Annotated in this window: 13 protein-coding genes; 2 read left to right on the top strand and 11 right to left on the bottom strand. The window is 65.1% G+C overall.

Features of this window, described 5'->3' with window-relative positions; translation table 11 throughout:
* Positions 1 to 23: 23 nt before the first annotated feature.
* The 8 genes from KIH77_RS00680 to KIH77_RS00645 form a co-directional block, all read right to left on the bottom strand.
* Positions 24 to 767, bottom strand: coding sequence for a TlyA family RNA methyltransferase (locus KIH77_RS00680; protein WP_219099164.1), 744 nt, complete (start codon positions 765 to 767; stop codon positions 24 to 26).
* 15 nt (positions 768 to 782) lie between these two features.
* Entirely contained in the window at positions 783 to 941 is a 159-nt protein-coding gene (locus KIH77_RS00675) for a hypothetical protein (RefSeq protein WP_219099163.1), read from the bottom strand.
* A gap of 1 nt (position 942) precedes the next feature.
* Positions 943 to 2,010, bottom strand: coding sequence for an HAD-IIA family hydrolase (locus tag KIH77_RS00670; RefSeq protein ID WP_219099162.1), 1,068 nt, complete (start codon positions 2,008 to 2,010; stop codon positions 943 to 945).
* A 3-nt stretch (positions 2,011 to 2,013) separates the two neighbouring features.
* A complete protein-coding gene (locus KIH77_RS00665) occupies positions 2,014 to 3,852 on the bottom strand; it encodes a tetratricopeptide repeat protein (protein WP_219099161.1) in 1,839 nt (612 codons plus the stop codon).
* Positions 3,849 to 5,162: a tyrosine--tRNA ligase gene (tyrS, locus tag KIH77_RS00660; RefSeq protein ID WP_219099159.1), complete on the bottom strand. Its 1,314-nt coding sequence runs from the start codon at positions 5,160 to 5,162 to the stop codon at positions 3,849 to 3,851. The genes KIH77_RS00665 and tyrS overlap by 4 nt, the downstream gene beginning before the upstream one ends.
* A 197-nt stretch (positions 5,163 to 5,359) precedes the next feature.
* On the bottom strand, positions 5,360 to 5,698 hold the full coding sequence (locus KIH77_RS00655) for a rhodanese-like domain-containing protein (protein ID WP_219099157.1): 339 nt from the start codon (positions 5,696 to 5,698) through the stop codon (positions 5,360 to 5,362).
* Positions 5,699 to 5,751: 53 nt separating this feature from the next.
* Positions 5,752 to 6,600 carry a HesA/MoeB/ThiF family protein gene (locus KIH77_RS00650; RefSeq protein ID WP_219099155.1) on the bottom strand — a complete coding sequence of 283 codons (849 nt, stop codon included), beginning with the start codon at positions 6,598 to 6,600 and terminating at the stop codon, positions 5,752 to 5,754.
* Positions 6,601 to 6,671: 71 nt separating this feature from the next.
* Entirely contained in the window at positions 6,672 to 6,998 is a 327-nt protein-coding gene (locus KIH77_RS00645; RefSeq protein ID WP_219099322.1) for a putative heavy metal-binding protein, read from the bottom strand.
* A 399-nt stretch (positions 6,999 to 7,397) separates the two neighbouring features.
* Here KIH77_RS00645 and thiS point away from each other — a divergent pair, with 399 nt between their 5' ends.
* The gene (thiS, locus tag KIH77_RS00640) at positions 7,398 to 7,592 is read left to right on the top strand and encodes a sulfur carrier protein ThiS (protein ID WP_219099153.1); all 195 of its coding nucleotides are present in this window, start codon (positions 7,398 to 7,400) and stop codon (positions 7,590 to 7,592) included.
* 72 nt (positions 7,593 to 7,664) lie between these two features.
* The gene (locus tag KIH77_RS00635) at positions 7,665 to 8,531 is read left to right on the top strand and encodes a thiazole synthase (protein WP_236024349.1); all 867 of its coding nucleotides are present in this window, start codon (positions 7,665 to 7,667) and stop codon (positions 8,529 to 8,531) included.
* 398 nt (positions 8,532 to 8,929) lie between these two features.
* On the opposite strand, the gene KIH77_RS00630 is transcribed toward KIH77_RS00635, so the two are convergent.
* From KIH77_RS00630 to KIH77_RS00620, 3 genes are all read right to left on the bottom strand, one after another.
* Positions 8,930 to 9,817 (bottom strand): putative ABC transporter permease, encoded by an 888-nt coding sequence (locus KIH77_RS00630; protein WP_308283096.1) that lies wholly within the window; start codon positions 9,815 to 9,817, stop codon positions 8,930 to 8,932.
* Positions 9,814 to 10,350, bottom strand: coding sequence for an HD domain-containing protein (locus KIH77_RS00625; RefSeq protein ID WP_219099151.1), 537 nt, complete (start codon positions 10,348 to 10,350; stop codon positions 9,814 to 9,816). The genes KIH77_RS00630 and KIH77_RS00625 overlap by 4 nt, the downstream gene beginning before the upstream one ends.
* A gap of 127 nt (positions 10,351 to 10,477) precedes the next feature.
* A complete protein-coding gene (locus KIH77_RS00620; RefSeq protein ID WP_219099149.1) occupies positions 10,478 to 12,226 on the bottom strand; it encodes an FAD-dependent oxidoreductase in 1,749 nt (582 codons plus the stop codon).
* Positions 12,227 to 12,307: the final 81 nt, after the last annotated feature.

Raw genomic sequence — 12,307 nt, 5'->3', positions numbered from 1 at the left:
CGATGCCGCCGCCATGCGGTCTGTCACCGTCTGGTAATCCACAGCAGGTATTCGACGTTGCCGTGGGTGCCGGTGATCGGCGAGGGCGCGGAGGCGCGGACGTCGAAGCCCGAGCGGCGGGCGCATTCCTCCACATCATGCAGCGCCTTGCGGCGCAGCGCATCGTCCTCCACGATGCCGTTCCTGCCGAGATGCCCCCTGCCGACCTCGAACTGGGGCTTGACCAGCAGCACGGCGTCCGTGCCCGACTCGACGATTCGGGCGATGACGGGGATGACGTACGTCAACGATATGAACGACACGTCGGACACGACCATGCGCGGGGGAAACGGCAGGTCGTCGGATTCTACGTCACGGATGTTGACGCCGCTCATCTCGATGACGCGGTCGTCGTAGGCGATGCGATGGTCGAGCTGGCCGTGGCCGACGTCGAGGGCGATGACGCGGGAGGCGCCGCGACGCAGCAGCACGTCGGTGAATCCTCCGGTGGAGGCGCCGATGTCGAGACAGCCGGCGCCCGCCGGCGACGGCAGTCCGAGCGGCATGAAGGCGTCGAATGCGCCGACGAGCTTGTAGGCGCCGCGCGAGACGTAATCGTCGCCGGCGTCCACATGCAGGTCGTCGATGGTGAGCACCTTGGCGGCCGGTTTGACGGTGACGGCGCCGTTGACGGTGACGGCGCCGTCCCGTATCAGCCGCTGCGCCTTCGCACGCGAGTCGACGAGTCCGCGGGATACGAGTTCGGCGTCCAATCGGGAGGATGGCATGGAATGACGCGCCTTTCAGATGGTGATGGACTTGAGTTCGCCGTTCAGCTGGTCCAGCACGCCACGGTAGGCCTCGATCTGCGCCTCGTGGTCGTCGTCGGGCAGTTCCGCCAGCCGCGGGAACCGGGCGTCGAAGTCGTCGTCCGCCGATGGATGTGTCGTTGCCGTTCCCATATCAGATGTGGAATTCGGGGATGGTGATGCCCGCCGGGTCCACGCCGGCGTCCATGGCCTCCCATACGGCGCAGCAGGCGGCGCGAAGCGCGTCGAGGCTGGCCGTCGGGTCGTCGCCGTCCGGGACGGCGAGACGAAGCGCGCCGTCCTCCAGACGGGCCGAGGCCTTCGCGCACGCCCATGCGCCGTCGTCCTGCCGGACCGGGGCGGGATGCGGCTCGTTGAGGCCGCGCAGGTCCTTCGCGATGAAGGTCGGGCGCAGATGTGGTTCGGCCACGACGATGGAGTTCGGCGTGGCCACGCCGGTGAGCACGACCAGTGAATCGTAGCCGCCACGGTTGCCGGCCTCGATGTCGGTGTCGAGACGGTCGCCGATGGCCAGGCACCGGTCGTGGTCGATGGGGTCGGCGGCCTTGCCCTGCGCGGACCTTGCGTCGGCGACCAGCTGGCGGGCCTCATCGTACATGTATGATTCGGGCTTGCCGCCCGATCCCACGGGCTGGTGCCCCACCGCCTCGATGACGGCCTCCACGAGGGAGCCGCATCCGGGGGCGATGCCGAGCTCGCGGGGGATGGTCAGGTCGCGGTTGGTGACGAAGTAGATGGCGCCTCGCTGTGCGGCGAACGCCACCGAGGCCAGCTCGTTCCACGTAATTTCGGGATACCAGCCCTGGATGACGGCCACGGGGTCGTCCTCCACACCGTCCGCGAGGGTCAGTCCGGCCTTGACGACCTCCTCCTTCAGATGCGGCGAGCCGACGGCGAGCACCTTCGCGCCCTGGGGCACGTGATGCGCCACCATGCGGGCGGCGACGACCGACGAGGTGATGACCTGCCAGGGCTCCACGTCAAGGCCGAAGCCTCGCAGCTGCTCGGCCACCACGGCCTGGAAACGCGAGGAGTTGTTCGTCGTGTATTCCACGGCCATGCCGGCCCGCTGCGCCTGCGCGATGCTTTCGGACGCGTGGTCTACCGGGTCCTTGCCCCGGTAGACCACGCCGTCAAGGTCGAGCAGGCCCAGGGAGTATGCGGTGTTCAGCGGTTCCGCGGAGCCTTTGAGGAATGTCATGGATCAGTCGTCTTCCTTATCGTGATCGTCAGCGGCATCGGTGTCGGTACCGTCGGTGCCGGCAGCGGCGTCGTCGCTGGCATCGGCATCGCCGGTCGCGTCCGCGGCCTCGGCCGTGGCCTCGGGCTCCTCATCGGCGTCCGCGCCATCCTCGGTCTCCTCGGCGGGCAGATCGGTCTCGTCGGATTCGGCCTCCTCGGCATCACCTGCCGCATCGGAACCCTCGTCGGCGTCGTCCCCGTCGCCTTCGTCCTCGTCGGATTCGTCGGCATCGGCGTCGTCGTCCTCATCAGGGACGTCGAGATCGATGCCAAGGCCCTCGAGCAGGTCGTCGTCGATGTTTTCGAGATCGTTGTCGATGACGGAATCGTCGTCCTCGTCGTCCACTTCGGCGTACTCGTCCTCCAGACGGTCGACGAGGTTGTCAAGCGCCAAGGCCTCGTCCTGGCGGCCGGCCTGTTCGAGGAAGTTCTGCTCGGCCTGCACGGCACGCATGCGGTATTCGCCGGAGATGCCCTTGGAACGGCCGATGGTGTGCACGAGCTCGATGGCCTTGTCCCAGTTGCCCAGATCGCCGTAGGCACCGGCCACCACGAGGAACATCTCGGCCTTGGCCTCGCCACGCAGGGCCTTGGCCTCATCGCTCATCGCCAGCTCCACGGCCTTCTTCGGATTGCCCAGACCACGCTCGCAGTCGGCGATGAACGGCAGATAATCGAGGAAGCCGTTCATGCGGTAGGCGGTGCGGAACTCGCGCAGGGCCAGCTTGTAGTCGCCCTGACGGTACGCGATCAGCGCCAACACCTCACGCGTCATGTCGATGCGCGAGGCCTGCTTGGCGATCCACTTGGCATGGGCCAGCGCCTGATCGGGATGCTCCTCCTCCAAGGCGTAGGCGGCCAGCATGTGCAGACCGATGTTCTCGGCATGCTCCTTGCTCAGGCCACGCAGACGCTCCTTCTCGTCCTTGGAGAGCATGGACCATTCGAGACCCTTCGGCATCTTCGGCTCGTTGGGACGGCGGTCGGTGTACGGGTTCTGCGAAGGATACGAGACCGTGCCGTCGGAGTTGCGGCGGCCATCACGGTAGAAGCTGTGGGAACCCTGGCCGTCACGCTCGTACTTGTTGTTGCGGTAGCCGCCACGACGATCGTCACGGCGTCCCTCGAACCGACGCCCGTCACGCTCGTCATCGTGGCCGTACCGGGGGTTGCGTGGCTTGTCGCCGAACGAACGACGGGGCTTGCGATCGAAGTCGCGCTCGCCGCGGTTCCCCTCGAAACGGCGCTCGCCATCCTTATGGAAGTCCTTGTGGAAGTCACGACGGTCGTCACGGCGGCGATCGCCACCACGGTCGTCGAAACGACGGTTGTCACGACGATCGTCCCGACGGCCCTCGAACCGGCGGTCGCCGTCCTTGTGGAAGTCACGGCGCTCGCCGCGGTCGTCACGACGGAAATCACGACGGTCGCCGTCACGACGGAACTTGCCGCCACGGTTGCCGCGGAAGTCGCGACGATCGCCGCCACGGTCGTCCCGACGGAATCCGCCGCGGTTGCCGTCCTCGTGGTGACGGTTCTCGAAACGGTCGCCGTCACGACGCGGCGCATCGCCGTCACGACGGAAATCGCGGTCCTTGTGGAACTCGCCGTCGCGATGGAATCGCTTGCCGCCATCACGACGGTCGAAGCCTCCGCGGCCCCTGCCGCCATCACGACGCGGGCCGAACGATTTGCCGCCGCCGCGACGGTTGCCATAGCCGCCGGAACGGCCCCGGCCGCCGTAGCCGCCGCCGGAATGTCCGGAACGGTTGCCTCCACGGTTGGAATTCTCAGCGTTCATCGGGTCTCCTCCAATGCTGCCAGCGACTTCTTGCCGCGGCGAATCAATACGAATCGGTCATGCAGAAAATCATCTGCGGTCAACGTCTGTTCCTGGTCCTCCACGCGGGCGTTGTTCACGTACACGCCGCCGGACTTGATGGCGCGACGGGCCTCCGACGCGGACTTGAACAGTCCGGCCGCCGCGGCCGCGTCGATGATGCGGTCCCCGGCCTTGGCCTGCGCGAACGTGCCGTCGGACTGCTTCAGTCCGCCGAACGCCGCCTCGAGCGTTCCCTCGTCGATGGTGGCGAGGTCGCCGCCGCGGCCGAACAGGGCGGCCGCCGCGTCGATGGCCTGCTGCGTGGCCTGCTCGCCGTGCACGTAGCTGGTTACCTCCCAGGCGAGCGTCCTCTGCGCCTCGCGACGGCCGGGGTTCGCCTCGACCTCGCCGGCCAGACGCTCGATTTCGCTCTTGGGCAGGAAGGTGAACGCCTTGAGCAGCTTCACCACCTGGTCGTCGGGCTGGTTGAACCAGAACTGGTAGAACTTGTACGGGCTGAGCATGGTCGGGTCGAGCCACATGGCGTTGCCCTCGGACTTGCCGAACTTCTTGCCCTGGCTGTCGGTGATGATCGGGCTGGTGAACACGTTCACACTCTCGCCGCGCACCTTGCGGATGAGGTCGAGACCCGAGGTGAGGTTGCCCCACTGGTCGGAGCCGCCCAGCTCCAGCACGCAGTGGTATTCGTCGAACAGGTGCAGGAAGTCGTTGCCCTGCAGCACCTGGTAGCTGAACTCGGTGAAGGAGATGCCCTCCTCGGAGTTCAGACGACGGGCGACCGTGTCCTTGGCCAGCATGGTGCCCATGCGGAAGTTCTTGCCGACGTCGCGCAGGAAGTCGATGACCGACATCTGCGCCGTCCAGTCGTAGTTGCTCACGAAGCGCACGGGGTTGTCGCCATCGGCCTCGAGGAACCGGCTGATCTGCGCACGCAGCTTCTCGGCCCACTGGGCCACGATCTCCTTGGGGTTGAGCGTGCGCTCGCCCGACTGGCGCGGGTCGCCGATCAGGCCGGTGGCGCCTCCGACCAATGCGATGGGGTGATGGCCGGCCGCCTGCAGGTGCCTCATGTTGATGAGCTGCACGAGGTTGCCGATGTGCAGGGACGCCGCGGTGGGGTCGAATCCGCAATAATAGGTGATGGGATCGCCGTTCAACGCTTCGGCAAGCTGCTCTTTGTCAGTGGACTGATTGACCAGACCGCGCCATTCGAGCTCTTCGAGAAGAGAATCGAACCCCGCTTCCTTGTAACTTCTGACCTGAGACATGTGTTCCCTGTCACTCCCTGTTGAATTGGTGGAAAACGCGAACATTCGCATCCATCAGTTTGACAGCACAGTATGACAAGCCCGGCCCAGCCCCCGGCTCCCTCTGACGAGGGAGCTGTCAGGCGCAGACTGACTGAGGGAGAGACGATACCCAAAAGAGCCGACACCTGAGGAAAGCCGACACCGAACGGGGATGCTCACTCCCCGCGTTCGGCGAGATAGCGCTCGTAGGCGTCGAATCCGCCGGTGAGGTTGACGGCGTCGTACCCGCGGTCGGCGAGGATCTCGGCCACCTCCTCGCTCCAACTGCCCTCACGGCAGTACACGACGACCGGCTTGTCCTTCGGCACGTTGCGCAGCACATGCGGCAGCGGGTCGAACGGCACGTTGATCGCGCCCGGCATGGCGTGGGCCTCCACCTCGTGCGGCTCACGCAGGTCCAGCAGCGTCACCGTGGCATAGTCCAGGCCGGCGAACTCCTCGGGCGTCATCTGCCGGATGTCGGTCCCGTCATCGTCGAAGGCATCATCGAACATATCGTCTTCCTCTCATCGTGTCCTTGGTTTCCATGCGTCTCGGGCAAGCCGGTTCAGACCGCGCATGCCGGTTGGATGTAGTTGTCCGGGTCGAGCGTGGTGATCGTGGGATGGTCGCCGCATACCGGGCAGTCGGGCTCGCGCTCGGGCAGCGGCACCCTGCGGATGTTCATGGTGAGCAGGTCCACGGTGAGCATGCGCGCCGTGAGCAGTTCGCCCGCCCCGGTGATCATTTTGACGGCCTCCACCGCCTGCAGGCTGCCGATGACGCCGACCGCCGCGCCGAGCACGCCGGCCTCGCGGCAGGTGGGCACTTCGCCGGCCGCCGGCATCTCGCGGAAGATGCAGCGGTAGCAGGGGCCTTCGCCGGGCACGTAGTCCATGAGCTGTCCGGAGAAACGCACCACGCCGCCGTGGACGAACGGCTTGCCGGCCAGCACGCAGGCGTCGTTGATGAGGAACTTGGCGGCGAAATTATCCGTGGCGTCGATCACGAGGTCGTAGCCGTCGATGATGTCGGCCGCGTTGTCGGCCGTGAACATCGTCCGGTATACGTTCACCGTCACGTCGGGGTTGAGCCGTTCGATGCCCAGCTTCGCGGATTCGGCCTTCGGCATGCCGACGTGGTCGTCATCGTGGATGATCTGGCGTTGCAGGTTGCTCACGTCCACCACATCGTCGTCGACGATGCCTATGGTGCCGACGCCGGCCGCGGCGAGATACAGCGCGACCGGCGAACCGAGACCGCCGGCGCCGACGATGAGCACCTTCGATGCGAGCAGGCGCTTCTGCCCGCGCACGCCGACCCCCTTGAGGATCAGATGCCGCGCGTAACGTTCCAGCTGATCGTCGGAGAGCGTGACGCGGCGCTTCGCCGATGTCGTCCGTTGCGGTTCGGTCATGGTGCCGTCCTTCCCTGGCCAAGTCAATCGTTCATCATCTTGGGTTCAAGGCTGGACGGACGCCGGAGGCGTCATGCCTTGGCGAGCTGCACGGCGGTGCCGGACGCGGTGACCATGAGCATGTTGCCCTCGCCCAGCACCTCGTAGTCGATGTCCACGCCGACGACGGCGTGCGCGCCCATGGCGGCGGCACGCTCCTGCATCTCGGCGATCGCGCCCTCGCGCGCCTGGACGAGCTCCTCCTCGTAGCCCTGGCTGCGGCCGCCGAACACGTTGCGCAGTCCGGCGCCGAGGTCCTTGATGAGGTTGACTCCGGAGACGACCTCGCCGAACACGATGCCGTAGTAGCCGGTGATGGTGTAGCCCTCGACGGTGGGCGTGGTGGTGACGATCATGATGGTTCCCTTCGGTATCCGTGGCGTGATGCCGTTATCACGCCGACTTGGCTCCATCTTCGCACATGCCCGCCACCGGCGCCGCGACGCCGTCCCCCGGTCTGGGCGGGCAGGTACGCTGGAAACGACGAACGGGAGCCGGATGGCTGAGAGGAAGTGACGCGCATACGCCCGTCGCTTCGACCGGGGAACTTGACGCGGATCATGCCGCCGTAAGGAATCGTCGTCGATGAGGTCGTCATCGGTGGTGATTGACGACGGTCGTTATCTGCGCAATGGGTTTCCCACATGTTCTGCGGGCTCCCCCGATAACCGAATACAGAATGATTGGGTTCATGAAGGGGCGCACCACCACGGGTACGGCTTGCTTTCGTGCGCCCTTTTTTCATAGTTGGAGGATGTATGCAGGTCAATGGCGAACAGGTCACGTTGGAGCGGCCGATGAGTGTTGCCGACTATCTCACCGAGCACGGATACCGCCCCGAACGCGTGGCGGTGGAACTCAACGGCGCCATCGTGCCGCGTGGCAAACGAGAGGAGGCCATGCTCGACGATCAGGCCGTCATGGAGATCGTGCAGTTCGTCCAGGGCGGCTGAGCCGCCACATCACCGTCGTCGTCGCGTCGATGCGGCGACTTCCATCGATACCGCAAATTTAAGGAGCACATCATGATTCCCAATCCCGTCACCGAAGAATCCGTCGCCAACACTCCCCTGCCGCCGCAGCCGGCGGTCACGAACCCCGTGGGCACGGCCGCCCCGATGCCGAACGTCACCGACACGCCGCTGAATCTTGGCGGCCACGAGTTCGAGTCCCGGTTCATCCTGGGGTCCGGCCGCTACGACCTCAACCTCATCAAGGCCACAGTGGAGCACGCGGGCACGCAGATCGTGACGATGGCGCTGCGTCGCGCGCAGACCACGGAGAACAGCGTGCTCGACTACATCCCCAAAGGCATCACGCTGTTGCCTAACACGTCGGGCGCGCGCAACGCCGAAGAGGCGGTACGTATCGCCCGTCTGGCCCGCGAGGTGTGCCAGACCGATTTCGTGAAGGTCGAGATCGAACATGAGACGAAATACCTGCTGCCCGACAACGCGGAGACGATCCGCGCCACCGAGATGCTGGCGAAGGAGGGCTTCGTGGTCATGCCGTACATGTTCCCCGATCCCATCGCCGCACGGCAGCTCGAGGAGGCGGGCGCCGCGGCGGTGATGCCGCTCGGTTCGCTGATCGGCTCGAACATGGGTCTGCGCATGCGCGACTTCATCCAGATCATCATCGCGAACGCGAACGTGCCGGTCATCATCGACGCGGGCATCGGCCGGCCGAGCCAGGCGTGCGAGGCTATGGAGATGGGCGCGGACGCGGTGATGGCCTACACTGCCGTGGCGAGTGCCGGCAACATCCCGCTGATGGCGAAGGCGTTCAAGGACGCGATCGCCGCCGGCCGCGCCGCGTATCTGTCCGGTCTCGGCAAGGTGACGGAGGGCCACGCCGTCCCCTCCAGCCCCACCACCGGCTATCTCCACTGACAGCTGGCAGAAGGTTCAAAGAGATCCTTCGACTACGGCCTACGCTCAGGATGACAAAGACCATGTCATCCTGAGCGAGACCCCTTTACTGTCATCCTGAGCGAGCGAAGCGAGTCGAAGGATCTCTTTCAAATACCTCCCTCTGACGAGGGAGGTGGCACGCCGCAGGCGTGACGGAGGGAGAGACTAGGGCCGAAACAATCCACGGCCACCAGACAATGCAAAGATCCTTCGACTCCGGCCTACGGCCTCCGCTCAGGATGACAAAGACCATGTCATCCTGAGCGAGGGCTCTTTACTGTCATCCTGAGCGAGCGCAACGGCTGTCACCGTCATCCTGAGCGAGCGTAGCGAGTCGAAGGATCTTTAAAGGATCTTATAAAACGCCACTAACGCCCCTATCTGCGCACCAGCTTTTCGCGCAGCTTCCGGATGAGGTCGCCGTATTCGGTGGACGTCATGCGCGGGAAGGAACGCAGCATACGACGCTGCTGGTAGTTCAACGCCCCCAACAGCCTGCCATACAGTCTGGTGACGGGCACGGGCGCGTTCGGCAGGTTCTCGGAGAGTCGACGGACCTTGCCGGTGGCGGCGGAGCGATACGTCTGCAGGCGGTCGGCCGCGGCATCGGTGTACTGTCTGAGCGCATCGCCCATCTCGAGTCCGCCAAGATCGTCGAGACGGTCGGCGACCTTGTCCCTGCCGCGTTCCAGCACGCGGGCGAATTCGCCAAGCCGCTCATGGAATCCGCTGAAGCCGACGACGGTGACGATGAAGTCGACGAGGCAGGCCAAAGCGAGCACGCATACGAGAATATGGAACGCCGGCATCGGTATCATGTCGGTCCAATGTTCGACCCATGGTTGGGTGACGTCGACGATGATGATGCCGAACACGCCGAAGACGATGGCGCCGATGAGGCAGATCCGGCCGTTGATGTTGAACCGGAAGTGCGAGTAATCCCACCATCGGGCGTGAAATATCTTCTCCATGGTCCATGAGGTCACGTATTCCAGCACGGATGCGCCCAAGGCACCGAGCAGGAACATGACGACAGGCGCGGCAGGAACATCCTTGATAGGCGTGAGCACGACGATGGCGAGCGCGGCCCCCGCACCGTATATGGGGCAGAGCGGCCCGTTGAGGAATCCACGGTTGACGGGACGGCGTTCCTGTATGGAGACGAGTATGGATTCGTACACCCAGCCGAGGAAACTGTAGAGCACGGCCCAGAGGAACAGGCGCTCAAGGTAGAGTACGGCGTCGGGGAATGCGATGCCGGTCACGCGGTCTTCCCCCTGCCGTCGGTGATGGCGTGGCGTTCGGGCACCGGCGCGAGTGCGGGCTTGGAGAAGCGCGCCATGGAGAAGGTCTCGCGGGTGGCGCTGATCTTGTCGGCCATGGTGACGAGGTAGCCTTCGACGTATCGCGGCGGGATCGGCGTGAGCGGGAACATGTGGCGCAGGATGGAGTCGCGTTCCACTGGGTTGAGGTCGAAGTCCTCGAGGGCGTTGGTCAGTGCGCGGCGTGGATGGGTGAAGCCGTGGAGCCGGTGTGTGCCGCCGTCGTCATGATGCCAGTCGTAGAGGAAGTAGTCGTGCAGGAGGGCGGCGCGCACGAGCGAACGCAGGTCGACGAACCGCCACAGGTGCAGCCGGTCGGCGAAGTAGACGGCGAGGCAGGCGACGCGTACGGAATGCTCGAATGTGGTGACTGCGCCATGCTGGTAGCAGTGCTTTTCGATGCGCATGCGCTCATGGTCGAGCACATCGTGGCCGTATTCGTGTACGAGTTCGTGGATTCTCTGGCGTGCCAGCACGATTAGCCCCTTCCCGGGTCCGCAATCGGAATGTCTGATCTTTTATCGTATTTCGACATTCCGATTGTAGACGATGGGTTTTCCGTGCGGGCTCATCCCTGCGGATGATTCACGCTGTTTCGCAGTGTCAGGCGGCTTCGCAGGCGGCGACGAGCTGTTCGAGGCTCTGGCTGCCGAAGAGGATGTCGCCGCCGTTGATGGTGGTGGCGGGCACGCTCATGATCTTGCGTTCCTTGCGCAGTTCGGGGAACAGGCCGAGGTCGATCATTTCGGCGGTCACGTTCGGGTTCATCGCGGCCATGTGCTGGCAGGCGGCAACCACGTCGGGACAGAAGTGGCAGGTGAGCGAGACGCCAATCTCGATGTGCGTCTCGGGCAGGGCCTTGATGCGTTCGGCGAGCTGCGGGTCGACGGCCTGGCCGGGACCTGCGATGTTGTAGACGGCGAGCACGAGCGAGTTGACCTCGTGGCCGGTGGGGATGCCGCTGAACTTGACGCCGGTGTAGGCGCCATCCTTGTCGAGGAGCACGAAGACCGGGTAACGCACGATGGCGGCCTTGTCGACGATGGCCTTGCCTTCGTCGGAGCCGGCGGTAACGGCGCGGTAGTGCAGGTGCGCGTGCATGGAGGCGAATTCCTTGGCGAAGCTGGCGAGTTCGATGCTCGGCTGGCCGCCGTCGTCGACCTGGAGGAGGGTGACGTCGTCGGTGAGGCGGTTGAAGATGCCGGCGAGCTGCTGCTTCATCTCGGCGCTGAACCAGACGCCCTTGTGCTGGGGCACGGACGGGGCGTCGGCGATGGCGCTGGTCTGGCCGACGGTGGCGGAGCCCTGCGGCTTGGCATCGGATCCCACGGGGGCCTTTGCGGTTTTCTTCCCGGCGGCGGACGTGGCGGCTGCTGCCTTCTGCTTGGATACGACGGGGATGCCGAGGCGCTTCTTCTGCGCGGTCACGTATTCCTCGGCGCCGGTGGCGGCGGTGGCGCCGTCGGCCGCCGCGGTGACGATCTGGCGCAGCGGTTTGGAGACGACGTCGCCGGCCGCGAACACGCCGGGCACGTTGGTACGCTGCCAGGAGTCCACGGTGATGTAGCCGCGGTCGTCCTTGGCGAGGACGTCGAGTCCGGTGGTCTCCGGCTCGGTGCCCACGTAGATGAACATGCCGAACACGTTGTCGCCGTCCTCCACGTGGTAGTGGGTCTTCTCGCCGGTCTTGTTGTTGACGAACGTGGCGTCGGTGAGGTAGTCGTCGCCGGCGAGCGATTCGACCTCGGTGTTGTAGCGCACTTCGACCTTGGGGTTGTCGAGGGCGCGGGCGGCGGTGAGCGGCGGGCAGCTGAACTGCGAGCCACGCACGAGCACGGTGACCTTGCGGGCGTATCGGGTGAGGTAGTCGGCTTCCTCGGCGGCCGCGAATCCGCCGCCGACGACGAACACCTGCAGGCCGCTGAACAGTTCTCCGTCGCAGGTGGAGCAGTAGGCCACTCCCCTGCCGCGCAGCTCCTGTTCGCCGGGGATGCCGAGCTTGCGCGGCTGTGCGCCGGATGCGATGATGACGGCCCGTGCCTTGTAGTCGGCCTTGGCACCGTGCAGCGTCTTGACGTCGCCGTCGAGTTCGTATGAGGTGATGTCGTCATGGGCGATTTCGACGCCGAAGTCCTCGGCCTGCTGCTTCATGAGGTTCATGAGCGCGGTGCCTTCGATCTCCTTGACGGCCGGATAGTTGACGACGACGGATGTGGTGGTGACCTGGCCGCCGACCTGGTCCTTTTCGATGACGAGGGTGTCCATGGTGGCGCGGCCGGCGTAGATGCCGGCGGAGAGTCCGGCCGGACCGCTGCCGACGATGATGACGTCGTAGATGTGTTCGTTGGTCATGGGATGTTCTTGCCTTACTGCTGAAAAAGGCGCTCGAATGCGATTCGGGCGCCTTGGAAAATTACAACCTATGGATTGTCG

The organism is Bifidobacterium pluvialisilvae (assembly GCF_019331695.1).
Classification (GTDB): Bacteria; Actinomycetota; Actinomycetes; order Actinomycetales; family Bifidobacteriaceae; genus Galliscardovia; species Galliscardovia pluvialisilvae.
The sequence above is the reverse complement of the archived record's forward strand: the minus strand, read 5'-3'. Positions and strand labels throughout refer to the sequence as shown.